At 66.0% G+C, this 24438-nt stretch carries 21 protein-coding genes and 1 pseudogene; 14 read left to right on the top strand and 8 right to left on the bottom strand.

What is annotated here, in order from left to right; genetic code table 11:
• Window positions 1-293: 293 nt before the first annotated feature.
• Window positions 294-1166, top strand: coding sequence for a hydroxymethylpyrimidine/phosphomethylpyrimidine kinase (locus tag ACIQF4_RS20435; RefSeq protein WP_350001572.1), 873 nt, complete (start codon window positions 294-296; stop codon window positions 1164-1166).
• Window positions 1167-1315: 149 nt separating this feature from the next.
• On the opposite strand, the pseudogene ACIQF4_RS20430 reads toward ACIQF4_RS20435, so the two are convergent.
• Window positions 1316-2572 (bottom strand): annotated as a pseudogene (locus ACIQF4_RS20430) (serpin family protein).
• Between the two features lie 545 nt (window positions 2573-3117).
• Here ACIQF4_RS20430 and ACIQF4_RS20425 point away from each other — a divergent pair.
• Together ACIQF4_RS20425 and ACIQF4_RS20420 are read left to right on the top strand one after the other, a co-directional pair.
• A complete protein-coding gene (locus tag ACIQF4_RS20425) occupies window positions 3118-3264 on the top strand; it encodes a hypothetical protein (protein WP_374152892.1) in 147 nt (48 codons plus the stop codon).
• Between the two features lie 304 nt (window positions 3265-3568).
• On the top strand, window positions 3569-3988 hold the full coding sequence (locus ACIQF4_RS20420; protein ID WP_350000768.1) for a hypothetical protein: 420 nt from the start codon (window positions 3569-3571) through the stop codon (window positions 3986-3988).
• Here the strand turns inward: ACIQF4_RS20420 and ACIQF4_RS20415 are convergent.
• On the bottom strand, window positions 3985-5499 hold the full coding sequence (locus tag ACIQF4_RS20415; RefSeq protein ID WP_400517625.1) for a helix-turn-helix domain-containing protein: 1515 nt from the start codon (window positions 5497-5499) through the stop codon (window positions 3985-3987). The two genes, ACIQF4_RS20420 and ACIQF4_RS20415, sit on opposite strands and share 4 nt — an antisense overlap.
• A 148-nt stretch (window positions 5500-5647) precedes the next feature.
• On the opposite strand from ACIQF4_RS20415, the gene aceA reads away from it, so the two are divergent.
• Together aceA and aceB are read left to right on the top strand one after the other, a co-directional pair.
• Window positions 5648-6964 carry an isocitrate lyase gene (aceA, locus tag ACIQF4_RS20410; RefSeq protein ID WP_350000772.1) on the top strand — a complete coding sequence of 439 codons (1317 nt, stop codon included), beginning with the start codon at window positions 5648-5650 and terminating at the stop codon, window positions 6962-6964.
• A gap of 262 nt (window positions 6965-7226) precedes the next feature.
• Entirely contained in the window at window positions 7227-8879 is a 1653-nt protein-coding gene (gene aceB, locus ACIQF4_RS20405) for a malate synthase A (RefSeq protein WP_400517626.1), read from the top strand.
• A 187-nt stretch (window positions 8880-9066) separates the two neighbouring features.
• On the opposite strand, the gene ACIQF4_RS20400 is transcribed toward aceB, so the two are convergent.
• A complete protein-coding gene (locus tag ACIQF4_RS20400) occupies window positions 9067-10260 on the bottom strand; it encodes a CynX/NimT family MFS transporter (protein WP_400517628.1) in 1194 nt (397 codons plus the stop codon).
• 143 nt (window positions 10261-10403) lie between these two features.
• Here ACIQF4_RS20400 and ACIQF4_RS20395 point away from each other — a divergent pair, with 143 nt between their 5' ends.
• Window positions 10404-11363, top strand: a complete 960-nt coding sequence (locus ACIQF4_RS20395; protein WP_400517629.1) for a D-2-hydroxyacid dehydrogenase family protein — start codon at window positions 10404-10406, stop codon at window positions 11361-11363.
• Between the two features lie 6 nt (window positions 11364-11369).
• Here the strand turns inward: ACIQF4_RS20395 and ACIQF4_RS20390 are convergent, their stop codons facing one another.
• Window positions 11370-12587, bottom strand: coding sequence for an ROK family protein (locus ACIQF4_RS20390; protein ID WP_400517630.1), 1218 nt, complete (start codon window positions 12585-12587; stop codon window positions 11370-11372).
• Between the two features lie 136 nt (window positions 12588-12723).
• Between ACIQF4_RS20390 and ACIQF4_RS20385 the strand changes: the two genes are divergently transcribed.
• The 5 genes from ACIQF4_RS20385 (at window position 12724) to ACIQF4_RS20365 (ending at window position 17420) form a co-directional block, all read left to right on the top strand.
• Window positions 12724-13476 carry a sugar phosphate isomerase/epimerase gene (locus tag ACIQF4_RS20385; protein ID WP_350000780.1) on the top strand — a complete coding sequence of 251 codons (753 nt, stop codon included), beginning with the start codon at window positions 12724-12726 and terminating at the stop codon, window positions 13474-13476.
• Window positions 13473-14603 carry a Gfo/Idh/MocA family oxidoreductase gene (locus tag ACIQF4_RS20380; protein ID WP_350000782.1) on the top strand — a complete coding sequence of 377 codons (1131 nt, stop codon included), beginning with the start codon at window positions 13473-13475 and terminating at the stop codon, window positions 14601-14603. Before ACIQF4_RS20385 ends, ACIQF4_RS20380 begins: the two co-directional genes overlap by 4 nt.
• Window positions 14600-15793: a Gfo/Idh/MocA family oxidoreductase gene (locus tag ACIQF4_RS20375; RefSeq protein ID WP_350000783.1), complete on the top strand. Its 1194-nt coding sequence runs from the start codon at window positions 14600-14602 to the stop codon at window positions 15791-15793. The genes ACIQF4_RS20380 and ACIQF4_RS20375 overlap by 4 nt, the downstream gene beginning before the upstream one ends.
• A gap of 1 nt (window position 15794) precedes the next feature.
• The gene (locus tag ACIQF4_RS20370; RefSeq protein WP_350000784.1) at window positions 15795-16790 is read left to right on the top strand and encodes a sugar phosphate isomerase/epimerase family protein; all 996 of its coding nucleotides are present in this window, start codon (window positions 15795-15797) and stop codon (window positions 16788-16790) included.
• A gap of 96 nt (window positions 16791-16886) precedes the next feature.
• Window positions 16887-17420 (top strand): GNAT family N-acetyltransferase, encoded by a 534-nt coding sequence (locus tag ACIQF4_RS20365; protein ID WP_350000785.1) that lies wholly within the window; start codon window positions 16887-16889, stop codon window positions 17418-17420.
• Window positions 17421-17471: 51 nt separating this feature from the next.
• Here the strand turns inward: ACIQF4_RS20365 and ACIQF4_RS20360 are convergent, their stop codons facing one another.
• Together ACIQF4_RS20360 and ACIQF4_RS20355 are read right to left on the bottom strand one after the other, a co-directional pair.
• Window positions 17472-19616, bottom strand: coding sequence for a glycogen debranching N-terminal domain-containing protein (locus tag ACIQF4_RS20360; protein ID WP_400517632.1), 2145 nt, complete (start codon window positions 19614-19616; stop codon window positions 17472-17474).
• Window positions 19617-19670: 54 nt separating this feature from the next.
• Window positions 19671-20732: a glycosyltransferase family 4 protein gene (locus tag ACIQF4_RS20355; protein ID WP_400517633.1), complete on the bottom strand. Its 1062-nt coding sequence runs from the start codon at window positions 20730-20732 to the stop codon at window positions 19671-19673.
• Window positions 20733-20957: 225 nt separating this feature from the next.
• Between ACIQF4_RS20355 and ACIQF4_RS20350 the strand changes: the two genes are divergently transcribed.
• Together ACIQF4_RS20350 and ACIQF4_RS20345 are read left to right on the top strand one after the other, a co-directional pair.
• A complete protein-coding gene (locus ACIQF4_RS20350) occupies window positions 20958-21656 on the top strand; it encodes a DsbA family oxidoreductase (RefSeq protein WP_400517635.1) in 699 nt (232 codons plus the stop codon).
• 57 nt (window positions 21657-21713) lie between these two features.
• Window positions 21714-22364 carry a TetR/AcrR family transcriptional regulator gene (locus tag ACIQF4_RS20345; protein WP_400517636.1) on the top strand — a complete coding sequence of 217 codons (651 nt, stop codon included), beginning with the start codon at window positions 21714-21716 and terminating at the stop codon, window positions 22362-22364.
• A gap of 15 nt (window positions 22365-22379) precedes the next feature.
• Here the strand turns inward: ACIQF4_RS20345 and ACIQF4_RS20340 are convergent, their stop codons facing one another.
• Complete coding sequence (locus ACIQF4_RS20340) at window positions 22380-23051, bottom strand: LytR C-terminal domain-containing protein (protein ID WP_400517637.1); 672 nt, start codon at window positions 23049-23051, stop codon at window positions 22380-22382.
• Window positions 23044-23343 carry a type II toxin-antitoxin system VapB family antitoxin gene (locus tag ACIQF4_RS20335; protein WP_102976783.1) on the bottom strand — a complete coding sequence of 100 codons (300 nt, stop codon included), beginning with the start codon at window positions 23341-23343 and terminating at the stop codon, window positions 23044-23046. Before ACIQF4_RS20335 ends, ACIQF4_RS20340 begins: the two co-directional genes overlap by 8 nt.
• Window positions 23344-23502: 159 nt before the next feature.
• Between ACIQF4_RS20335 and ACIQF4_RS20330 the strand changes: the two genes are divergently transcribed.
• Entirely contained in the window at window positions 23503-24432 is a 930-nt protein-coding gene (locus ACIQF4_RS20330) for a hypothetical protein (protein ID WP_400517638.1), read from the top strand.
• The last annotated feature ends 6 nt before the right edge of the window (window positions 24433-24438 follow it).

Below are 24438 nucleotides of genomic sequence, written 5' to 3'. Positions count from 1 at the left end.
CGACGCCCGGAACACACCCCTGCCCGCGGCGCATCATCTCGCACCGGTCACGCCAGGACGGCCAGCCGAAGGCTCATCGGTGGATCGAGGCTTAGTGCTATGGGCCGGATTTTGCGCCGCACTGGGCCGCTCGGCCGTGGTCCTAATCGTCAAGGTGCCCGATGAAGCGGAGCATGGCCACGACGCTGGGCCGCCGCCAGCTGCGGCGGTCTTGGAACCCTGACCAGCAGCACATCCGGATGCTGTACAGCCCCACAAAGCGGGCGGACGACGCCGGATGGCAGGATGGTGCCATGACTTCCGTTTCCGTTGACGCACCACAGTCCGCTGCTGCTCCGGCAGTTGTCCTGACCATTGCAGGGTCCGAGGCCACTGGCGGCGCCGGCGCCCAGGCCGACTTGAAAACGTTCCAGGAGCTCGGCGTGTTTGGCATCGCCAACCTGACCTGCATCGTCTCGTTCAACCCGAACGACCAGTGGAACCACCGCTTTGTCCCGGTAGACCAGCAGGTCATCGCGGACCAGCTGGAGGCGACCACGGCGGCCTACGGTCCGGCCCCGGACGGGAAGTCCGTACCCGGCCGGCCGGTATTGGACACCGTCAAGATCGGGATGCTGGGCAGCCCCGCCACGATCAGCACGGTAGCTGATGCGCTGGAAGCCAACATTTTTAGCAATGTGGTCCTGGATCCGGTGCTGATTTGCAAGGGCCAGGAGCCCGGGCATGCGCTGGATACGGACCAGGCCCTCAAGGCCCAGATCCTGCCGCTGGCCACCTTTGTCACGCCCAACCACTTCGAAGCCGAGTCGCTCTCCGGTCTGGAAATCACCGATGTCGAGTCGCTTAAGGCCGCCGCCGTCCGCATCCACGAAATCAGCGGCGCGGCCGTGCTCGCCAAGGGCGGGGTGCGGCTTGAGGGCCCGGACGCCGTCGACGTGTTCTACGACGGCGAAACCCTGGAAGTCCTGAGCGCGCCCAAGGTGGGCGAGGTGGCTGTCTCCGGCGCCGGTTGCTCGCTGGCTGCCGCAGTGACTGCCGAACTCGCCAAGGGGGCATCGCCGCTCGACGCAGCACGCACAGCCAAGGACTTTGTCATCGCGGGGATCCGCAACCGCGTCGCGTCCGGCGCTCCGTTTGATGCGCTGTGGCAGGGCGGCGCCCGCTAACCCGCCACCAGCCCCGGACGCTCTCTCAGCTAATGTGCGTTTTTCCGGAACCCTCCTGCACTGAATGCAAGAGGGTTCCGTCATTTCGTGCATTAGCTGATGGAGCGTCTGACGGCCGGGGACAACGCCGGCCGGCCCTAGACGTTCATTCACCTGGGGTCGGTTACAGTTCCCATGAACAGCGGCAGCCCAGTTTCAACGTGGACGATCTGGTAGTGGAACGGCCTGTCGAACGCGATGGTCCGCTCGGGCTCCGGCGGAGCGCTGGTGGCCTCGCCGTTGATCTGGGTCACCGCGGCGGCGATGGTACCCTTTTCGGCCACAGTGATGTTGGCCGCCTGGGCGGCCTGTGTGATCATCATCTGCGGCTGGATGTTGTTGAAGTCATCCGTGGTGCCGAGCATGTTCTCTAGTCCCAGCGCCTCGAAGACCTTGCGGAGGTCAAAACTGGACTTGTGGTCCCAGCGCGGCAGCTGGATTTGGACTGACGCGGGCCGGGCGGTATCAAACGTGTCCGCGAATTCGGTAAGTTTCGTCACGTCGAAGGCCGCAGAGACGGGACTGCCAGCGGGAGCGGACTCCTCTTCGGGCAGGACCAGCCGCATGACGAAACCGTCGGCATAGGGAAGATCCACACCCTGCCAGCCGGCGCCTTCCGCATATTTCATCCTCAGTTCGTTGTGCATGGCGGGCACGTTGATTTCCTCGCCCACCGCTGTTGTGAAGGGCAGGTCAGAGGTGGCGTTCGGATCGAACGGTGCGCTCCAGGCAGAGGCGAAGTACAACGAGTTGAGCAGGCTGAAAGTGTTGTTGGGGTCGTACTCCGCCGGGGCTTCCTTGATCCTGCCGCCGGTGCTCCTGTTCACCCAGGCATCAATGGCGGGCTTCGTTGCACCCTCATCACTGAAATCCACGGGATAAACGCCGGTCCCATAATGCCGGGCCAGGGTATTCAGGAAGGGCTGTCCGGTAGGCACGTCTGTATCTACAAACAGGCCGTTGGCCGAGTGCATGACCGGCTTCTGCGGCGGGTTCTCCTCATCCACCGCACCGGGGTCACCGTCGAACCTTTCGAGCGAGCGGAGGACCGCGTTCATGGCCTCATCGCGCGTCTCGGGAGGAAATTGCAGGATGCTGTCCATCTCGGCAGCGGTTTTACCGGTGGCACCTGCACGGAGCATGGCGAGGGCAATTAGGAGGCTCCCGGGCGAGGACACCACGTTCCCGTTTGCGCCGTCGCCGCCGTCGGCCAGCAATGCTTCGCCGAGGAAAAGCGCGGAAGCCCGGAAGGAGCGCAGTTCAGCGGCGTACTCCTCCCGGTCCACATAGACCCGCTAGACGCCGTCGGCCGTGAGGAGCTCCGGGGCCGGGGACGGGCCTGGCGCCGCACACCCTGCCAGTCCCATCAAGGCACCCCACGCGATCATCCGCTGAAACGAAACATCTCTATTGCCTCCCCGGCATGCCGCGGGCGGGAATCCGCCTCCTCCCAGTGAAACAGCGACGACGGCGGAGGACCATGCCGGCAGGATCACGCTTTGCGCTCGATTTGGTCTCCCGCGCGCGGGACGCCGCACCGCCTGGACGCTCTATCACTTAGCGCGGGCTACCTCAGCATGTGGCGCTGCGCCTCCGGGTGGAACGGCCGTCGTCGAAAACCCTGGCCTGAACGATGGGATTGCCGCCCTCAAAACGGAAAAGGTGGATGCCCCGTTCTGGTCCGGCTGATTCCCCACCGCAGCCATCGCCGCAGCCCAACAGGACGTCGCGCTGGCCTTCCTGGACCTGTCCGGCCTGCTGCCGGAACTGCGGCGGCGGTACGGCGGCATCTACGACCGCGTCCTTATCCCCGAGGGAAGCTACCCGGGGGTGCCGGCCGTGTGGACGGTGGGTGCGCCCAACCTGCTCCTGTGCCGCAGGGACCTGGACAACGCCACCGTGGAGCGGACGGGTGCAGCTGCTGGTGCACTCCGCCGCCGAGCTGATCCCCCAGTCCAGCTTGGGCGTGCAGTTCCTCGGCGCAGAAAGCCTCATCAATACCGTCGGAGTCCCCCTGCACCCGGCGGCAGCGGACGCGTACCGGGCGCTGCAGGGCTGACCCAAGCCCCATCACTTCCCGCCGCGTATCCGCCAACGCCCCATCACTTTCGTCTGGAAAGTGAGCGCGCGTTGCGGGAAAGCCCAACACAAGCGGGCAGGCATTAGGTCAGGTTTCGGCTTCTTATCCACATACGCGCTTCAGGCTGTCGCAGGGCTGAGAGTTTCCTCCCTACTGTTTGGAGGACCAGGAGAGCCGGAAGGAAGCGAGGATCACTGTGGGCAGGAACCAGCGCCGACGGGCGGGACGAACGAACCATGTACGGAACCAACCAGGAGACCCTTTCAAAGCCTCCGCACCGCAAGTGGCCACCCCTTCATCGGGCAACGTCCGGGAGTTGGAAACCCTGGCCCCGGCCTTCATCTGCTGGTACGTCCAGCGCCCCTTCAGCACAGACGTGGAAGAGGTGCTGGCGAGCCTGAAGCTCTTCTTCCGCTTCTACCCTGAGTTTGGTGAAAAGCGTTCCATCACTGCCCTCGACCCGGCCGAGGTCGCAGCAAGATTGGCGTCCCTCATCATCCATACCGTCTATGAAGGCATCGTGGCCACCTATTCGCTGACGACGTTCCTGCGCTTTCTCCACGATTCCGGCCGGTGGTCCGGCAATCCGGAATCGTACCGGGCAGTAAACGGCATCCTGACGGACATCATCTGCCTGGACATGCGCTCGGCACCCGGCGGCGCGGAGACGGCTAACGTCGTCACGGCTGCCCCCGCTGGCTAGCTTCCCGAGTGCGCCTGAAGGAAGCTGTACACCTCGGTCTCGTCCACACCGGGGAAGGCCCCGGGCGGCATTGCGGCCAGCAGGTGCGAATGGGCACGCGCGGAAGGCCACGCATTGCCGGCCCAGTGCGACGCAAGTTCGGCCGGCGGTCGTTTGCAGCAGTTTGGATCCGGGCAGGTGGACTTGGCCCTTGCCGTCGTCTCCCGCCCCCGGAACCATTTCACGTGCTGGTACGGGACCCCTATGCTCAGCGAAAACTCCCCGGTGGCGGAGCGTTCGGTGCGGGCGGTGCACCAGTAAGTCCCCGAGGGCGTGTCGGTGTACTGGCTGTAGGCACTGAATTTGTCCGGGACGTCGAACACTGCCCGGGACGTCCACGCCTTGCATGACGGCTGGCCCTCGATGGCGCCGGTGTGGTCCTGGGGGAACGCCACGCCGTCGTTCTCGTAGGCCTTGTAGATGATCCCGCTCTGGTGGGTCTTCTGGAAGTGCGTGGTGATGCCCAGGTGCTGGGTGGCGAGGTTTGTAAACCGGTGGGCGGCCGTTTCGTAGGACACGGCAAAAGCATCGCGGATGTCTTCCACCGCGATCTCCTTGGCCGCCTTGGCCTTGTGCAGGAATTCCATGGTGGCCTGCTCGGGGAGCAGGAGCGCGGCCGCGAAATAGTTCGTTGCAACGCGCTGGGCCAGGAAGTCGCCGTAATTCTTCGGGGTTTCATGCCCCAGGACGTAGTGGCCCAGCGCCTGCAGCAGCACCGATCGGGGGTCATGGTCCTGGCGCTGGCTCTGCGTCAGATAAATTCTGCGGTTCTTCAAGTCCGTCACTGACCGCGTTGAATGCGGCAGGTCACCCACATGGTGGAGCGTAAATCCAAGGTTCTCGGCAATGTCCGCGATGACGTGCTGGCTGAGCGGACCGGTGGTGTAGCCCACGGCCTTGAGGACCTTCTGCGCCTCGGCCTCGTATTCCGGAAAATAGTTGCCGCGCTCGCGCATCATGGCCCGCAGCTCGCCATTCGCCCGGCGGGCTTCCTCAGGGGTGGCCACCTGCTCGTTCATCTTGCGTTCCAGCTCATGCAGCAGGCCCACCTGGGCCTCCAGCACATCCAGCGGAAGCCGCGAACTGATGCGGATTTTCGGCAGGTTCAACGTCTCGTACAGCGGGCTGCGCTGGTAGCGTTCCAACTCAATTTCAAGGGCGGCGCGGCGGCTGGGCGGCTCCGCACCAAGAAGCTGGTCGATGCTGACGTTGAGCGCGGAGGCCAGGTGCTGGAGCAGCCCCAGCTTGGGTTCCCGCTTTCCGTTCTCGATCAGGCTCAGCTGGCTGGGCGCCGTACCGACGGCGGCGCTGAGGTCATCGAGGGTCAGTCCAGCCTGCTTGCGCAGATGCCTGACCCGCCGGCCCAAGCTGATGACGTCCAGGCCAGCGGACGCGGCGGAGGGTGCTTGCGGCGAGACTTCTCTGTTCCAGCTTCCAGGCGCCATTTCTGAAGAATACGTGAAGAAGTGCAATTCTTTCCAGAGATTTTCTCTAGAAAGGTGGTTGAAAGTGCTGAAAAGTAGTGATCACGGAAAGAAACACCGCACCGGGAAGCCGGCGGGAACTGCAAAGGCGCAGTTCCCGCCTACCGATTCCGGAGCTCAATCAAGGAGATCAACGATGACTGCAGCATTTGAGCCCACCCAGCAGACGCCCGCAGAGCAGGCCGCCGCCCTGGAGCTCGAGTGGGCCGCCAACCCCCGCTGGGAAGGTGTGACCCGGGACTACAAGGCTTCCGACGTCGTCCGCCTCCGCGGCCGCGTCTCCGAAGAGCACACCCTGGCCCGCCGCGGCTCCGAGAAGCTGTGGAAGCAGCTGACCGAAGAGCACAAGACTGGCGGCTACACCAATGCCCTTGGCGCCCTGACCGGCAACCAGGCCGTGCAGCAGGTCAAAGCCGGACTCCGCGCCATCTACCTTTCCGGCTGGCAGGTCGCCGCGGATGCCAACAACTCCGGCCACACCTACCCGGACCAGTCCCTCTACCCGGCCAACTCCGTTCCCACGGTGGTCCGCCGCATCAACAACGCCCTGCTCCGCGCCGACCAGATCGAGTTCTCCGAAGGCGTCCAGACCGTTGAGGACTGGATGGTCCCGATTGTTGCCGACGCCGAGGCAGGCTTCGGCGGTCCGCTGAACGCCTACGAGCTCATGAAGTCCATGATCCAGGCCGGCGCCTCAGGCGTTCACTGGGAGGACCAGCTCGCATCCGAGAAGAAGTGCGGCCACCTTGGCGGCAAGGTGCTCATCCCCACCCAGCAGCACGTCCGCACACTGAACGCGGCACGCCTCGCGGCCGACGTCGCCGGTACCCCGTCCGTGGTCATCGCCCGCACCGACGCCGAGGCAGCCACGCTGATCACCTCCGACGTCGACGAGCGGGACCAGGAATTCATCACCGGCGAGCGCACCGCCGAAGGCTTCTACAAGGTCCGCAACGGCATCGAACCCTGCATTGCCCGCGCCAAGGCCTACGCCCCCTACTCGGACCTCATCTGGATGGAAACGGGCACCCCGGACCTCGAGCTGGCCCGCAAGTTCGCCGAAGCCGTCAAGGCCGAGTTCCCGGACCAGATGCTCTCCTACAACTGCTCGCCGTCGTTCAACTGGCGCAAGCACTTGGACGACGCCACCATCGCAAAGTTCCAGCGTGAACTTGGCGCCATGGGCTTCACGTTCCAGTTCATCACCCTTGCCGGCTTCCACGCCCTGAACTACTCGATGTTCGATCTCGCCCACGGCTACGCCCGGGAAGGCATGAGCGCCTACGTCGAGCTCCAGGAAAAGGAATTCGCCTCCGAGTCCCGCGGCTACACCGCAACCAAGCACCAGCGCGAAGTCGGCACCGGCTACTTCGACGACATCGCCACTGCGCTCAACCCGAACGCATCCACCCTCGCACTGGTCGGATCGACCGAAGAGGGCCAGTTCCACTAAAACCTTCCCGCCCAAGGTGAATTGTTCGCTTGACTCACCGAAGGGCACGACGGCGGCACTCACCTCAGTGTGACCGCCACCGGGCCGGGAAGGGACATCCGGAAGCGTGCGTAAAAGGGGCCCTGTCCCCGCCGTCGACCGAGCTATGCGAGGTCCTACGACGGGGATGGGGAATAGCACGCGGAGGATGTCCCTTCCCGGCCCCACCCACTCAGGCAAGTGCCGCCGTCGAACTTCCCTTTTCGTCTTTAAGGAGACAGAAATGAACAGCTTCACTGACAGCTTCACCATCAATGGCATCACCATGACTGCGCAGCCGATTTGCCGGCAGGATGAGGTACTCACCCCGGATGCCCTGGCTTTCATAGCAAAGCTGCACCGGACGACGGCGGCGCGGCGGCAGGAGCTGCTGCAGGCACGCCGGACGCGGCGGGCTGAGATCGCTGCCGGACAGGATCCCCGGTTCCTCCGCGAAACGGAACACATCCGCAACGATCCCTCCTGGCGTGTCGCTCCCCCGGCCCCGGGGCTGGAGGACCGCCGCGTGGAAATCACCGGGCCGGTGGACAAGAAGATGACCATCAACGCCCTGAACTCCGGGGCCAAGGTGTGGCTCGCGGACATGGAGGACTCCTCCACCCCCACCTGGCGGAACGTGATCAAGGGCCAGCTGAACCTCACCGACGCCCTGGAGCGCCGGATCGACTTCACCACCGAAGAAGGCAAGGAATACAAACTCCGTCCCTCGGGCGAACTGCCCACCATCGTGGTCCGCCCCCGCGGCTGGCACCTGCCCGAAAAGCACATGCTCATCGACGGCCAGCCCATTGCCGGCGGGATCGTGGACTTCGGCCTGTTCTTCTTCCACAACGCCCGCCGCCTCCTCGCCCAGGGCAAGGGCCCGTACTTCTACCTGCCCAAGATCGAAAACCACCTCGAAGCCCGGCTCTGGAACGATATCTTCATCCTCGCCCAGGACCTGCTCGGCATCCCGCAGGGCACCATCCGCGCCACGGTGCTGATCGAAACCATCACCGCAGCCTTCGAGATGGAGGAAATCCTCTATGAACTGCGTGACCACGCCGCGGGCCTGAACGCCGGCCGCTGGGACTACATCTTCTCCCTGATCAAGAACTTCCGCACCCGCGGCCCCCGCTTCGTCCTCCCGGACCGCGGCCAGGTCACCATGACCCAGCCCTTCATGCGCGCCTACACCGAACAGCTCGTCCGGGCCTGCCACAAACGCGGCGCCATGGCCATCGGCGGCATGGCCGCGGCTGTCCCCAACCGCAAGGACCCCGAAGCGAACGCCAACGCGTTCGAGAAGGTCCGCGCAGACAAGACCCGCGAAGCCAACGACGGCTTCGACGGCTCCTGGGTGGCCCACCCGGACCTCGTGCCCGTCTGCCGTGCAGTGTTCGATGGCATCCTGGGCGAGAAGCCCAACCAGCTGGACCGCACCCGCGAGGACGTCACCCCGGACGACCGCGCCCTCATCAATGTGGCCGCCACCACCGGAACCATCACCGAACAGGGCATCAGGAACAATATCGAAGTCGGGATCCGCTACATCGAATCCTGGCTCCGCGGCAACGGCGCCGTAGCCATCCACAACCTCATGGAAGACGCCGCCACCGCCGAAATCTCACGCTCCCAGCTCTGGCAGTGGATGTTTGCCAGCGCCATCACGGACCGCGGCGAAATCGTCACCCACCACTGGATCGAGGAACTCCTGGACGAGGAATTCGCGCGGCTGGAACGCTTCGACGGCGACCGCTTCGAAGACGCCCGCGACATCTTCGAGGAGGTCACCATGGCCCAGGACTTCCCGTCCTTCCTCACCCTCCCCGCCTATGCGCGGTACCTGACCGAAGCCCGCGAGAAGGCCACGGTCGAGGAACTCGCCGCCGCATAACCAGAATTCCGTTCGCCGGGCCGGCACGCCCTTTCGCAACAGGCACCTCCGAAATCCGGAGGGCCGGCCCGGCGGCGGAGCACCCTCCCCGCGAGATGGCATTTGCTGGCAGTGTTTTAGAAAACTACTGCCGCCAAGTGCCATTTCGCGTGTCCGGGGGGAGGGACGTACGACGGCGGCGCCTGGCTCAGCGCCCCTTCGGCACCTGCCGCACGGAAAGGGCAGTGCTGGCAAAGAACGTCAGCACGGACGCCAGGATCACCAGCAGTGCGGGGGTCCAGGAGCCCGAGACGTCGTGGATGAAGCCCACCAGCGGTGGGGCGGCAGCTCCGATTGCGTAGCCCGCGCCCTGCACCACGGCGGACATGCGTCCTGCCGATGCCTGGTCCCTTGCCAGCCGGATGATGGCGATGAAGATGACGGTAATGCCGCCGCCCTGGGCGATGCCGCCGGCAATGGACCACAGCCACCAGGCCCCGGGAGCCAGCAGCAACCCGGCGGGCACGGTAATCCACAGCACGCCCACGGTGACCGCCAGGGACGCCATGCTCATGTATTTGGCGGCAAACGGCACCCCGAGGCCGCCCACGATGGCGAGGATCTGGAAGATGGAGGAAGCCGCGCCGGCCTCGGACGCGGACATTCCCAGCTCGTCGTTGAGGTAGCTGGGCAGCCACGCCGTTACCCCGTAATAGGAAAACGCCTGCCCGGCGAACCCGGCGGTCAGCCCTGCAGTAATCCAGCGCGAACCCCGGACCGGCGCCAAGCTGCTGTCCGCCGTGCTTTCGGGCGAGACCAGGAACGCGCTCCGCGGACCCACCGCCAGGATCCAGACCACCACCGCCGCCACTGCCAGGACCGCCACGGATCCCAGCGCAAACCTCCAGCCGGCCACGGTTGCCAGCGGTGCTGTGGCCACCGACGTCAGGAACGAACCGATGTTAAGGGCAGCCGTGTAGATGCCCATCGCGGTTCCCTGCCGGGCCGGCGCAAAATCCCGGCGGATAATCAGGGGCACCGCGATGTTTCCCACCGTGATGGCCAGGCCGATCACAATGGTGCCGGCCACCACCAGGACGGGCCCTCCCGCGGAACGTACCAGGACGCCGGCAAGTACTCCAAGGATGGTCAGCGTCACTGCGAACTCGGCGCCGAACTTCCTGGCTGCCAGGGATGCCAGGGGCGCGGCAAGGGAGAAGCAGAGAACCGGGATGCTGGTCAGCAGCCCCAGCAGCACCGGCGTGAAGTTGAGCTCGGCCTGCATCAGGTCCACCACCGGGGCCACGGCTACAAACGGACCCCGCAGGTTGAGGGCAAGCAGGCCGATGCAGGCCAGCAGGATCCAGCTGGCGGGAATCCGGGCGAAGGTCCGGCCGGTCACGGGGCGGAGGACCGGAGTGGGGGCGGTTTCATCACTTCCATTGCTATCACGCGCGGCGGTTCAACCGTTTCAGGCGGCCCCGCGGGACCCGCTGCCTTACGATGAACTTCACGCCAGAGAGATCCGGGACGAAGGACAACGCCATGCAGCACCGCCTCGCCATCCTTGACGACTACCAGGATGTAGCCCATGGTTTTGCCGACTGGGCAGCCCTCGAAGCGGAGGGGGTGCGTGTTGTTACCTACCGTGAACCTTTTGCCTCGCCCGAGGCCCTGGTGGCCGCGCTGGCGGATGTCACCATGGTGGTTGCCATGCGCGAACGGACGGCCTTTCCGCGCGAGGTCCTGGAAAAACTTCCCGGCCTCCAGCTGCTGGTGACCACGGGCATGGCGAATGCTTCCATCGATGTTGCTGCCGCCGTCGAACAGGGCATCACCGTGTGCGGCACCCCTGGTTCACCCACGGCGGCCCCCGAGCTGACGTGGGCGCTCCTGCTGGCCATTGCCAGGAACCTGACGGCCGAGGAGAACTCCCTGCGCGCCGGCACCTGGCAGACCTCGGTGGGCTTCGAACTGGCAGGAAAAACCCTGGGAGTGGTGGGGCTTGGCAAGATTGGGCGGCGGATCGCGGCCTACGGGCGGGCCTTCGGGATGGACGTGCTCGCGTGGAGCCAGAACCTCACGGCTGAAGCAGCCAAGGAGGCTGGCGCGCGGCTGGTGTCCAAGGACGAACTTTTCCGCCAGTCCGACGTCGCCACACTCCACCTGCGGCTCTCGGCACGCTCGGAAAACATCGTGGGTGAGCAGGAACTGCGGCTGCTGGGACCCGAAGGCGTCCTGGTCAACACCGCCCGGGGCCCGCTGGTCAACCAGGACGCCCTGCTGAAGGCCCTCAGCGAAGGCTGGATCCGCGGGGCGGCGCTGGACGTGTTCGACCAGGAACCACTGCAGGCGGGCCACCCGCTCCTTACCGCGCCCAATACGGTACTCTCCCCGCACCTTGGCTATGTCACGCGGGAAAGCTACCGACAGTTCTACGGCGGGGCCTTCGAGGACGTCACCGCCTGGCTGGCCGGCGCGCCTGTCCGGACCATCACGCCGTAGCGGTGTTCAGCCGGCTATGACGTTCCCGGCAAGGGTTGCCTCGATAACCGCCGGGGAGAGGACATGCCGGGTCACCAGCTGGCTGGCCCCGAGGATGGCAGCCTTGTCCCCGGCATGGGACAGCCCCACGCGAAGCTGCGACGTGGCAAGGGGCAGCGAGCGCCGGTAGACCACCTCCCGGACGCCGGCCACCAGGTGCTCACCCGATTCCCCGATGCTTCCTCCGATCACGATGACCGACGGGTTCAGGAGGTTCACCACGGTGGCCAGCACATCGCCCACGTCCCGGCCCGCCTGGCGCAAGGCCTGGATTGCCTGCTGGCTGCCGTGGGCCACCAGGCTGACCACGTCCGCCCCCTTCGCCGCCTCCAGCCCCTCATTTCGCAGGGCTGCGGCAATGGCGGGTCCCGAGGCGAGGGCTTCGAGGCAGCCGTGGTTTCCGCAGCGGCACAGGACGTCGTCCCCGCGGGGGACGCGGACATGGCCCAGGTCGCCGGCTGTGCCGTTGGCGCCACGTTGCAGCTCGCCGCTGCTGATGATGCCCGCGCCGATGCCGGTGGCCACTTTCACGAAGATGAAGTTGTCGTGGTCCGGCCAATGGGCGGTTCGTTCACCCAGCGCCATGATGTTGACGTCGTTGTCCACCAGCACGGGGACCGGCAGCGAGCGCTGGACAAACCGGACCACATCGAACCCGTCCCAGCCGGGCATGATGGGCGGTGTTACCGGGCGCCCCGTGTCATGCTCCACGGGTCCCGGAAGCCCGATCCCCACACCTGCAAGGTCGGGCACTCCCCGGGATGCCGACGCCAGCAGTTTCGCTGCCTCGCGGACCACCAATCCCAGCACCTTCTCCGGCCCGTCCGCCACCTGCTGGTCCATCCGCCGTTCAGCAAGCACGGATCCGCCCAGGTCCGTGACTGCCAGCGCCACGTGCGTGGCTCCGATGTCCACCGCCAGCACCACCCGTGCGGCCGGGTTGAAGGCAAAGCGCGACGGCGGCCTGCCGCCGCTGGAGGTTGCCTCGCCCGCCGGACCGACCAGTCCCGAGGCGATCAAAGCGTCAATTCGCGCCGCCACGGTTGACCTGGCCAGGCCCGTGGTTCCGGCCAGCTCGGCACGGGTGCGGGCCTTGCCGTCCCGCAGCAGCTGGAAGATGTCGCCGGCGCGTCCCGGCAACGCCAGGGAGTCCGCGGGGGCCTGCCGGGCGGTGGTCTTGTTCATAGGACATGGATAGCAGATCTACTTATTTATGTCACGGCAGCAACTTTTGCTTGACGTTCGGCAAAAGTACTCCTAGCTTTGCAGGTAGACCTGCATCACAGCACTTGCCATCGTGGCCAAGCAACCGGGAGACAACTTGTCCTATTCAATTCAGCTCTACACCCTGCGTGACGCTATCCAGGAGGACCTGGAAGGCACCATCCGCAGGGTGGCCGAGATCGGCTTCACCCAGGTGGAGCCCTACAATTTCGTGGCCACGGCAAAGGAACTTGGTGCAGCCCTCAAGGAGAACGGGCTAACCGCCCCCTCGGGCCACGCACCCCTGCTCAGCCAGGACCAGGACGAGATCTTTGCGGCGGCCAGGGACCTGGGCATCACCACCGTGATCGATCCGTTCATCGCCGCCGACCGCTGGCAAACAGCGGAGGACATCCAGGCGACGGCCGCGGCGTTGAATGAGGCCGCCAGGAAGGGCGCCGAATACGGCATCCGCGTCGGCTACCACAACCACCAATGGGAGCTGGAGTCCACCATCGAGGGCCGGACTGCCCTGGAGTATTTCGCCGGCCTGCTCGATCCGGAGCTGGTCCTCGAAGTGGACACCTACTGGGTGTCTGTCGGCGGGCAGGATCCCGTGGACATCCTCACCAGGCTCGGTGACCGGGTGAAGCTGATCCACATTAAGGACGGGCCCCTCACCACCGACACCAAGGCACAGTTGCCTGCGGGCAAGGGCCGCGTCCCGGTCTTGGACGTCATCGCCGCCGCCACCTCCTTGGAGGTGGGCGTGGTGGAGTTTGACGACTACGCCGGAGACATCTTCGAGGGCATCGCCGAGAGCCTCGCTTTCCTCAATGCCGCCGCAAACACCGAAGGAGCCCAGGCATGAGCACCCCTTCCATGGCTAAAGGCCCGGTTGGCGTCGGCGTCATCGGCGCGGGCAACATCAGCAAGCAGTACCTGGACAACCTCACCACCTTCCCCGACCTCAAGGTCCACGTGATCGCGGACCTCTTCGAGGACGCCGCCGAGGCCCGCGCCAAGGAATACGGAATCGCCGAGTGGGGCGGGGTGGACAAGGCACTGCACCACCCCGACGTCGAAATCATCGTCAACCTGACCATCCCGGCAGCCCACGTCGAGGTGGCCACCGCAGCGGTCAACGCCGGCAAGCACGTCTGGACCGAAAAGCCGTTCTCCCTTGACCGCGAATCAGGCCTGGGGCTCCTCAAAGTCGCCGACTCCGCAGGCATCCGTCTGGGCTGCGCCCCCGATACCTTCCTCGGCGCCGGCCTGCAGACCGCCCTGCGCCTGATCCAGCGCGGCGACATCGGCACCCCGCTGGCGGCCATGACCACCTTCCAGACGCCCGGACCGGAGTCCTGGCACCCCAACCCCGCGTTCCTGTTCCAGTACGGGGCGGGTCCGCTGTTCGACATGGGCCCCTACTACCTCACAACCCTGGTCCAGTCGTTCGGCTCCATCCGCAAGGTGGCCGCCGTCGGGTCCAAGGCCAAGGACGTCCGCGTCATCGGTTCCGGCCCCAAGGCCGGGGAGGAATTCACGGTGGAAGTCCCCACCCATGTCTCGGCGATGGCCCAGTTCGAATCCGGCGCCTCCTCCCACAGCGTCTTCTCCTTTGAGTCCCCCCGTACCCGGATGGGCTTCGTGGAGATCACCGGGACCGAGGCCACCCTTTCCCTGCCGGACCCCAACAACTTCGACGGCGACGTCAAGCTCTGGCGGGCAGGCGACGAGGACTGGACCACCATCCCTGCCACGGGGCCCGCGAACGGCCGCGGCATGGGCGTCCTGGACATGGCGCGCTCGCTCCGCGCCGGTGTCCCGCACCGTGCCACCGGTGACTTGGCCTACCACGTGCTGGATGCGATGGTCTCCATCTCGGAGTCCATGGATTCAGGAACGTTCGTGGACGTGGCAAGCTCCGCGCCGGCGTCGGCACCCCTCCCCGAAGACTGGGCACCGGAAACCCTGACGCTTGGGGGCACTTCATGAGCCCGGACGCAGGCACCGCCAAATCGCTGGGCGTGGCCATGATCGGCTACGCCTTCATGGGCAAGGCGCACTCCAACGCGTGGCGGAACGTGGCCAGCTACTTCGATGTCCCCGCGTTCGAGCAGAAGGTCCTGGTGGGCCGGGACTCCGCAGCAGTTGCGGAGGCAGCCGCGAAGTACGGGTGGGCAGAGACCGCCACGGACTGGCGGAGCGTCCTGGACCGGGACGACATCCACATCATCGACGTCTGCGCACCCGGCTGGATGCACGCGGAAATCGCCATCGCCGCCCTGGCTGCCGGCAAGCATGTGCTGCTGGAAAAGCCGTTGGCCAACACATTGGCCGAGGCTGAAGCCATGACCGCTGCCGCCAGCGCCGCGAGGCCCCGGGGCGTGCAGTCGATGGTGGGGTTCAACTACCGCCGGGTCCCGGCCCTCGCCCTGGCCAGGGAGCTCATTTCCGAGGGCAGGATCGGGACGGTCAGGCACGTCCGCGCCGCCTACCTGCAGGACTGGCTCGCGGATGACCAGGCGCCCATGACCTGGCGGCTGAAGAAGGAAACCGCCGGTTCCGGGGCCCTCGGCGACATCGCCTCGCACGCCATCGACCAGGTCCTGTTCCTGCTCGGGGACAAGGTCACGGAGGTCTCGGGCCGGACCCACACCTTCGTCAACCGGCGCCCGGCGGAAAGTGGTCCCGCAAGCGGGCTGGAGGATGTAACGGTCGACGACGCCGCCTGGGCAACGCTGTCCCTCGCCTCCGGGGCCATCGCCTCCGTGGAGGCCTCCCGGGTGGCCACCGGACGGAAGAACTCCCTGCAGCTCGAGGTTTTCGGCGACAAGGGAGCCCTCCGCTTCGACCTCGAAAACCTCAACGAACTCCAGTTCCTGGACGCCACGGCCCCCGCCCGGGAGCAAGGGTTCCGGCGGATCCTGGTCAGCGAGCCCGAACACCCCTACCTTGATGCGTGGTGGCCGCAGGGCCACATCATCGGCTGGGAGCACACGTTCACGCACGAGGTCCGCGACTTCCTGCTGGCGGTCAGTTCAGGAACCGCGCCGTCGCCGTCGTTCGAAGACGGGCTGGAGGTCCAGCGCATCCTGGACGCCGTGGAACGGTCCGCCGCTTCCAGGAGCAGCCTCATCCAGCTTGCCCCCGCCAACCCGGCCGCCGAATCCCAAGGAGCCTGACATGCCCCGCCCGTTTACCCTGTTCACCGGCCAGTGGGCCGACCTGCCGCTCGAGGAAGTTGCCAGGCTCGCCTCCGGCTGGGGCTACGACGGCCTGGAGATCGCCGTCTCCGGCGACCACCTGGACGCCTGGCGCTGGGACGAGCCCGGCTACGTCGAGTCCAAGCTTGCCCTGCTGGAGAAGTACAACCTCAAGGTCTGGGCCATCTCCAACCACCTCAAGGGCCAGGCCGTCTGCGATGACCCCATCGACTTCCGGCACCAGGCCATCGTCGGGCCAAAGGTCTGGGGCGACGGCGATCCCGAAGGCGTCCGGACCCGCGCCGCGGAGGAAATGAAACACACCGCCCGGCTCGCCAAGGCACTCGGCGTGGACACAGTGGTCGGCTTCACCGGCTCCTCCATCTGGCAGTACGTGGCCATGTTCCCGCCCGTACCGGAAAAGGTCATCGACGCCGGCTACCAGGACTTCGCCGACCGCTGGAACCCCATCCTGGACGTCTTCGACGAATGCGGCGTCCGCTTCGCCCACGAGGTCCACCCAAGTGAGATTGCGTACGACTACTGGACCACCGTCCGCACCCTCGAAGCGATCGGCCATCGCGAAGCGTTCGGCCTGAACTGGGACCCGTCCCACATGATGTGGCAGGGCATTGATCCCGTCTCCTTCATCTGGGACTTCAAGGACCGGATCTACCACGTGGACTGCAAAGACACCAAGATCCGCCAGACCGGCCGGAACACCGTCATGGGCTCGCACCTGCCCTGGGGTGATCCGCGCCGCGGCTGGGACTTCGTGTCCGCCGGCCGTGGCGACGTCCCGTGGGAGGCGTCCTTCCGGGCGCTGTCCGCGATCGGCTACGACGGCCCCATCTCGGTGGAGTGGGAAGACGCCGGCATGGACCGCCTGCACGGCGCCCCGGAAGCCCTCGCCGCCCTCAAGAAGTTCGACTTCCCGCCGTCGAACACTTCCTTCGACGCCGCCTTCCAGCAGTAACCTCCAGGAGTTTTTGTCCAGATATGCAGGGTTGGAACGCCTTAAAGCCTGCATATCTGGACAAAAACTCGGAAGGTGGGGACGTAAAATCCCTGCATGACCTCTTCCATCCGCAAGGCAGCAGCGGACGACGCCGGTGCGCTGGCTGAGCTGGCGGCCGTCACCTTTCCCTTGGCGTGCCCGCCGTCGGCCTCACCCGTTGACATCGCGGCGCACCTTGCGAACAAGCTCAGCGAACGGCACTTCCGCGAATACCTTGCCGACCCGGACACCACCATCCTTGTGATCGACGGTGGCGGCGGGCTGCGTGGCTACAGCCTGCTGGTGAACCGGCCGGCTGATGACCCCGACGTCGTTTCCGCGCTCGGAATCCTGCCGTCGGTAGAGCTGAGCAAGTGCTACGTGCACCCGGAACACCATGGTCTGGGGGCCGCTGCGGAGCTGATGCAGGCGAGCCTCCGCGCGGCGGCGGAGGCCGGCGGCCGCGGTATCTGGCTGGGAGTCAACAGCCAGAATGCCCGGGCCATCCGGTTCTACGAGAAATCCGGCTTCCGCAAGGTGGGAACCAAGTCCTTCAGCCTGGGCAGCACGGTAGAGCACGATTTCGTGCTGGAGCGGGCCCTTCCCTGACTGGTCCTCCCTGCCTGGTCCTCCCTGCCCGGTCCTCCCCTGCGGGATGCCTCAGGCCGGATAAGCCTGGGGCGGGTAGGCCAGGTGCGGCCGGGGTTCGGCGAGCATTTTGAGGCCCGGCGGCAGTCCGTCGATGCTGCCGCCGGTGCCGTGGGCCCGGATGGTGATCCGGGAGGTGTCCAGCAGCACGTTCGCGGCCTGGAAGTCGCCCATATCCTCGGGCAGGATTGGCGCCAGGTGGACTACTCCGCGGGTGTACACGGGGTCGAACCGGAGCAGGGCGCGGATCAGCTGTATGGGCGCCGCCGCAGCCCAGGCCTGGGGCGAGCATGCCGTGGGGTAGGGTACCGGCCCCTCAAACTCGCCCCGGTCAAAGCCGCAGAAGAGCTCCGGCAGCCGGCCGTCGAAGTGTTCGGCGGCTTCCAGGATGCCGGTGGCCAGCAGCCGGGCCTCCTCCACAAACCCGTAGCGCATCAGCCCGGTGGCAACCAGGGCAGAATCATGGGGCCACACGGAACCGTTGTGGTAACTGACGGGATTGTAGGCACCCATGTCGGAGCCCAGGGTGCGGATCCCCCAGCCGGTGAACATCTGCGGTGACATGAGGTGCTCCACGACGGACGGTGCCTTGTCCTCGTCCACGATGCCCATCCACAGGCAGTGCCCCATGTTCGAGGTACAGGCGTCCACCGGCCGCTTGTCCTTGTCCAGCGCCACGGCGAAGTAGCCCTTCTCCGGGAGCCAGAACTTCTCGTTGAACGCCGCTTTCAGGTCCTCGGCGCGCTTGGCCCAGTGGCTCTCCAGCTCCCGGTCGCCGTCCCAGTGGGCCAGCAGGGACCTGCCCACGAAGGCCGAGTAGACGTAGGCCTGCACCTCGCACAGGGCAATCGGCGCCTCGGCCATTGTTCCGTCCGCGAAGTTGATGCCGTCCCAGGAATCCTTCCATCCCTGGTTGACCAGGCCATGGGTATTGGGCCGAAGGTACTCCACGAAACCGTCGCCGTCGCGGTCCCCGTACTGGTCGATCCACTCCAGTGCGCGGTCCACGTGCGGCAGCAGCGGCTGGACAACGTCCTTGGACAGGCCCCACCGGCTGAGCTCCCCCACGAGGGCGGCGAACAGCGGGGTTGCGTCCGCGGTCCCGTAGTAGGCTGTTCCGCCCACCGCCAGGCCCGCGGTCACGCCCAGCCGCACCTCGTGCGGGATCCGGCCGGGCTCCTCCTCCGAGTCAGGGTCCACTTTGGTCCCCTGGAGGCCTGCCAGGGTCTGCAGGGTGCCGGCGGCCAGCTTCGGGTCAACCATGAGGCTCATATAGGAGGACAGGATGGAGTCCCGTCCAAACAGGGCCATGAACCAGGGCGCACCCGCCGCCACGGCCGCCCGTTCAGGATTATGGGGATCAAAGATCCGCAGCGATCCCAGGTCGCTTTGGCTCCGGTTCAAGGTGGCCTGCAGGTTGGCGTCCGCAACGGTGATCAGCGGAACGTTCTGTTCCCAGTGGCGGTGCCGGCGGACGCCTTCCCGGTGATGCGGAATCCCGGTTTCGGTGAAAGCTTCGGCGGGCGCCTGGCCGTTGGTCAGGGGTACCACGATGACGCTCGTGGCCCATTTGCCGCGGGCCGGGATGGTTGCCCGGAAGCGCAGCCCATCCAGGCCGACCTCAGCCCCGCGGGCGCGGACCGCCGTCCCGCGCTGCTGCCCGTCACGGACGTTTTCGATGATGAGCTGGCCGTCCCGTACAGACCGGGTGGTCTCGTGGGTAGCGGGAATCCGCCCGCCCTTGACGTCGAACAGGTCGGCCTGGTCGGCTGCGACAAGGAGTTCAATCTCGCATTCCACCGGTTCCGCCGAGTAGTTCTCCAGCGTGATGTCGTCCTGCAGGCCCGGCCCTATGTGGCGGACCTGCCGGACCACCAGGGGGCTGTCGAACCGTCCGTCCGGCCACTTCGCCCTGCCAACAAACGTGGCTTCGAAGGGTTTGGGCCGCTGGGCCGAGAGCGGCTCGCGCAGCGCGCCATTTACCCGCAGCACCCAGTGGGAAATGATGCGGGTGTCCTGGAAGAACGCGCCGTTCGTGCCGCCGTCGGAACTGATGTCACCGGTCCCCGATGAAATGCAGAACGAGGATCCCTCCAGTACCGTCACCGAACCGGACTCGGCAGCGCCTGCCTCGGTATCTTCGTTCCACGCGGTCATGAAAGGGCTCCTTCCTTCAGGGATCCTGCCGGGGACGGGAGGGACCGCCAGCCCTTAAAGATTCTGGTGCACGTGCGCAGTATGCGGAACCCCTCCGGCCCGTCTGCTTTCGATCAGTTCCATAAAAAGGCGGATGTGCTGGTCCACCATGCGCTCGACGCTGAAGCGGTCCACGACAGCCTTACGGCAGGCTTCCCTGCTCAGCCCGGCGGCGGCCCCGACGAAACCGGCCAGGTCCTCCGTCTCCCCGAGGAAGCCCGTGCGTCCGTGCTCGATTATTTCCGGCGCGGACCCTATCCTTGTCCCGATGACCGGAGTTCCGGTGGCCAGCGCCTCGATCATCACCAAGCCGAACGGCTCGGACCACTGGATGGGGTTCAGGAAGGCCAGCGCTCCGCCCATCAACCGGTACTTTGTGGCGTCGTCCACTTCCCCCACGAAATCCTCGTTGGGCCCAAGCAAGGGCTCGATGACCTCGCGGAAGTACCGGACTTCGTCGGGTTCGCGCATCTTCACTGCGATCCGCAGCGGCAGGCCAGCCTCCCGGGCAATCATGATGGCCTCCAGCAGCCCCTTGTCCGGACAGGACCGGCCCACGAAGCACAGGTACCCGCCGGTGCCGCTGCCCACCGGCACCGGCGAGACATCCATGCCGTGATGGATCACCCTGGTGACGGGCACGTCGGGAGCATGCGAAGCCTGGTCCCGCGAAATCGCAATAATGGCTGCCCGCCGGGCGATGGCCCGGTAGATATCCACGGCGTTCGCGTTCAGCGGGCCATGGATGGTGGTAACCAACGGCGTTTCCCGGGGTGAATGCATGTACAGGGGCCCGGCCATCGTGTGGTCGTGGATGATGTCAACGTCCCCCAGGCCTTCGTAGGCCCGTACCACGTGGCTGAGTTCCGATGTCGTGGAACCCATCTCATGGGGGGCTGCCGCCCGCATTCCCGGCACGATCGGCACAGGGCACGTGCTCTCAGAAGGTGCTGCGAGCAGCACTTCATGGCCTGCTGCCACCAAACCCCGGGCCAGACTGTCCACCACCCGTTCAATCCCCCCGTAGGTCACGGGTGGGATGGGGATCCAGGGTCCGGCAACAAGTCCTATACGCATTCCTGGCCTCCATGAGGACGACAGGCCGGGATCCCCAGTTGTCCTGGCATTTCCAGCGGACCCGTTCTTTAGTCCGCATGGCGATTCGGAACAAGATCTCCGAGGGCGTTTGCTTAACCTTTGATCCGACTATCGCCCTATCGGGGGCCGCAACACAAGACCTACCGTGAGGTACCTAACAGCCGCCACCGGAATGCCGCCGCCCGCCGCCGGGTTGTCGGAGGTATGAAGATTGAGATCTGGTCCGACGTCGCGTGCCCGTGGTGCTACATAGGCAAGCGCCGCTTTGAGGCCGCCCTGGCCGCGTTTCCGCACCGGGATGCGGTGGAGGTGGCCTGGCGAAGCTACCAGCTCGACCCCACCCTTCCTGAACACTATGACGGAACCGAGCTGGACTACCTGAGCACCCGCAAGGGCATGCCGCCGCGGCAGGTTTCACAGATGTTCGACCACGTAGCCCAGGAAGCGAGGGGCGAAGGGCTGAACTACCGCTTCGATTCTGTGGTGGTGGCCAACAGCTTTACCGCACACCGCCTGATCCACCTCGCTGCCGCGCACGGAAAGCAGGACGCCGCCAAGGAGCGGCTACTCAGTGACCACTTCGAGCATGGCAAGGACATCGGCAGCCGGGAGTACCTGACGTCGCTGGCGGTTGGCCTTGGCATCGGCCGGGCCGAGGTTGATGAGCTGTTCACCACGGACAAGTACGCAGATGACGTCCGCTTCGACTTTGAGGAGGGACGGTCCCTGGGCATCAGCGGAGTCCCGTTCTTTGTGATCGACCGGAAGTTCGGACTCTCCGGGGCCCAGCCTGTGGAGACGTTCTCGGCCGCCCTGGACCAGGCATGGCAGGAGGCCAACCAGCTGGTGCTGGTCAATTCTGCGGACGGCGCGGCCTGCGGACCGGACGGCTGCCCGGCCTAAGCAACCGCCCAGACAATGGGCAGGGTGTTTGCTGACACATCACGGTAAAGTGTCTGTATGCCCAGGATTTCAGCGGCCAGCAACGCCGAGCAGCGAGCAGATACCCAGCGCCGCATTCTTACGGCTTTCGGCGAACTCCTCTTCTCCCATGGCCTGCCCGGCCTGACCATGACGGATGTGGCACGGCACGCCGGCGTGGGCCGGACCGCCGTGTACAACTACTACGCGGACATCGAGGAGCTGCTGATCTCCTACGCCCTAAACGAGACCGAGAAGTTCCTCTCCGAACTGCGGGATTCACTGGGCCAACTGGACAATCCGGTGGACCGGCTCGCGCTGTACGTCCGAGCCCAGGTGGTCGACCTCAGCCGCCGCCACCTGCCGCCGGGACCCGCCATGGGAGCCGTCCTGTCGCCGTCGTCCTTTGCCAAACTCGCGGACCACGTCGGCGAGCTGAGCATCCTGCTGCAGGGCATCCTGCGGGACGGAATGGAGCAGGGCTACCTCCCGGCAGCGGACATCAACCAGCAGGCACAGCTCATTCTGGGCACGCTGTCCTCCAGCGCGGCCAGGGGCAGCGATGAGCCCGCAGAGCTGGAGGCGCGGGTGGCCAGGACAGTGCGCTTCATCCAGCTGGGTGCCGGCGCCAGGTTCGACGACGACGGCCGTCCCGTCCGGGTAAGCCACCTTCCGGCTGTAGCCGGCTGACTGGCCTGCGGAGATTCAGGAAGCGGGAGCCGCCGACGGGAGGACCGGCCACTTGTCGTCGTCGGCAACGCGGCGGCTTTCCCGCGGACAGCTGAGGGTTCCCGGCGTCTGGTCAACGAGGTCAGGCGGCGTGAGCGCCTTGTAGTCCTGGGCAAGGATCACGTCCACGCTCCCGTCCGTCCGGCCGTCCTGGAAGTAGTCCGAACCCGGAAGGTTCCGCTGGACACTGAACGCGGCCGATTGCCCGGCGGCTCCCGAGATCACGGCGGCAGCTCCGCGGTAGCCGGCGTCAACGTTGGAAACGGCGCCCACCACGAACTTCCGGGCCAGGAACTCGTCCGCCACTGAACGCGCCAGCCCCGGCCTGCTGGTGGAGTTGTAGACGTTCAGGTTGATCTGCTCGTTCGGGGTGTAGTCGAACGTTGCGGCCGGGCAGGTGGACACGGCTTCCTCGGCAGGCGCGGCGGCGGGGATTCTCAGCTGGCCATTGATGATCGCCAACGCCGTGATGATGGCCGCCGCGATAAGGCCCGCCAGGAGGACCAGGACAACACCGTGCAGCACGCGCCGGCGCACGCGGGCTGTCCCGTCTGCCTGGGCTGCCGCAAAAGTGGCACGGAGTTCCGGGCCGCTGACAACGTGGTGGCCATGGAGGACGCTGACGTCCTGCTGCTTTTTCCTAGCCATCTATCACCAGGACACGGGCGTGGATTGCGGTGCGCTGGTGCAGGGCGGTACGGACGGCGCGGTGCAGCCCGTCCTCCAGGTAGAGGGTTCCCTGGTACTGCACCACGTGCGGGAAAAGGTCACCAAAAAAAGTGGAATCCTCAGCAAGCAGCGCTTCCAGGTCGAGAGTGCGCTTGGTGGTCACCAGTTCGTCCAGGCGGACCGGGCGCGGCGGAAGCGAAGCCCATTCCTTGGGCGTGGTGTAACCATGGTCGGGGTAAGGGCGGCCCTCGCCCACAGCTTTGAATATCACCTTGCCACACTAGGCATCCTGCACGCCCAGCGAAAGTACCCGGCGGTTCCCTCCGCATGTTGTGGCCAAACAGTGACCATGAACCGCCTGCACCTACCGCCGGTTGCCGGTACAGGCCCCTGTGGGAGGCGTGGCAGGTTCAGCTGACAGAATAGGGGCATGACAACATCCGAGTCCCCTGCCGTTTCCGCGCCCGGAATCCACGCGCCTGCCAGGCCGCCGCTGGCACTCCTGCTGGACGTGGACGGGCCGGTGGCAAGCCCCGTGACGCGGGACGTGAAGCGGGAGATCATCGATGACCTCGTGGCGCTCGCAGCTGCGGGGATTCCTGTCGTTTTCAACACGGGGCGCTCGGACGCCTTCATCCGGGAACAGGTGATGGAACCCATGATCGCCGCCGGAATTCCGGCCGGAACCATCATCCATGCCATCTGCGAAAAGGGGGCCGTGTGGTTCAGCTACACCGCAGCCGGGCCCGGCCCCATCCACGTGGACCGGGAACTCGCCGTGCCCGCAGCGTACGGGGACGATATCCGGCGCATGGTGGCCGAGGACTACGCCGCGCACATGTTTTTTGATGAAACCAAGCGCGCCATGGTGTCCGTGGAACAGCACATCGAGGTGCCCAGTGCCGACTACCTCGCGGAGCAGAAACTCTTTGACGCCGACGCGATGGAACTGATGGCCCGCCACGGGCTGGGCGTGGTGAGACTGGACCACCATGCCCCCAATTCCGACGACGAGGTGGACTACCGGGTGGATCCCACCATCATCTCCACGGACATCGAGTCGGTACGGCTCGGGAAGGACCTGGGCGCCAGCCGGGCAGTGGAACTGCTGGCCGCGCAGGGCATCACCCCCGCAGCCTGGCGGACAGTGGGCGATTCGCGCACCGACTACGCCATGGCCGACTGGCTCCACCACAACGACCACCCGGTCAAGCACGTGGATGTCCGCCCCGCCGACGGCATTCCGGAGAAACCGTACCCGGTCCTCACAGCCGGGGACCTGGGGCTTGAGGCGTCCGTTATCCACGACGACGCCGGCGGGGCTTTCCTGCGCAGCTGGCGGGAGGCGCTGGGCGCCTAGGCCGGT

Origin of the sequence: Pseudarthrobacter sp. NPDC092202, assembly GCF_044755505.1 — a bacterium.
In the GTDB taxonomy this organism is placed as follows: Bacteria; Actinomycetota; Actinomycetes; order Actinomycetales; family Micrococcaceae; genus Arthrobacter.
Note: the sequence above shows the minus strand (reverse complement) of the source record. Positions and strands in the feature narration are given on the sequence as shown.

Excerpts from the sequence above, each read along its gene's own strand:
- ACIQF4_RS20330 (WP_400517638.1), top strand. The coding sequence starts at position 23,503 with ATGACAACATCCGAGTCCCCTGCCGTTTCCGCGCCCGGAATCCACGCG.
- aceA (WP_350000772.1), top strand. The coding sequence starts at position 5,648 with ATGACTGCAGCATTTGAGCCCACCCAGCAGACGCCCGCAGAGCAGGCC.
- ACIQF4_RS20365 (WP_350000785.1), top strand. The coding sequence starts at position 16,887 with ATGACCTCTTCCATCCGCAAGGCAGCAGCGGACGACGCCGGTGCGCTG.
- ACIQF4_RS20435 (WP_350001572.1), top strand. The coding sequence starts at position 294 with ATGACTTCCGTTTCCGTTGACGCACCACAGTCCGCTGCTGCTCCGGCA.
- ACIQF4_RS20370 (WP_350000784.1), top strand. The coding sequence starts at position 15,795 with ATGCCCCGCCCGTTTACCCTGTTCACCGGCCAGTGGGCCGACCTGCCG.
- ACIQF4_RS20355 (WP_400517633.1), bottom strand. The coding sequence starts at position 20,732 with ATGCGTATAGGACTTGTTGCCGGACCCTGGATCCCCATCCCACCCGTG.
- ACIQF4_RS20390 (WP_400517630.1), bottom strand. The coding sequence starts at position 12,587 with ATGAACAAGACCACCGCCCGGCAGGCCCCCGCGGACTCCCTGGCGTTG.
- ACIQF4_RS20375 (WP_350000783.1), top strand. The coding sequence starts at position 14,600 with ATGAGCCCGGACGCAGGCACCGCCAAATCGCTGGGCGTGGCCATGATC.
- ACIQF4_RS20350 (WP_400517635.1), top strand. The coding sequence starts at position 20,958 with ATGAAGATTGAGATCTGGTCCGACGTCGCGTGCCCGTGGTGCTACATA.
- aceB (WP_400517626.1), top strand. The coding sequence starts at position 7,227 with ATGAACAGCTTCACTGACAGCTTCACCATCAATGGCATCACCATGACT.
- ACIQF4_RS20380 (WP_350000782.1), top strand. The coding sequence starts at position 13,473 with ATGAGCACCCCTTCCATGGCTAAAGGCCCGGTTGGCGTCGGCGTCATC.
- ACIQF4_RS20360 (WP_400517632.1), bottom strand. The coding sequence starts at position 19,616 with ATGACCGCGTGGAACGAAGATACCGAGGCAGGCGCTGCCGAGTCCGGT.
- ACIQF4_RS20340 (WP_400517637.1), bottom strand. The coding sequence starts at position 23,051 with ATGGCTAGGAAAAAGCAGCAGGACGTCAGCGTCCTCCATGGCCACCAC.
- ACIQF4_RS20345 (WP_400517636.1), top strand. The coding sequence starts at position 21,714 with ATGCCCAGGATTTCAGCGGCCAGCAACGCCGAGCAGCGAGCAGATACC.
- ACIQF4_RS20395 (WP_400517629.1), top strand. The coding sequence starts at position 10,404 with ATGCAGCACCGCCTCGCCATCCTTGACGACTACCAGGATGTAGCCCAT.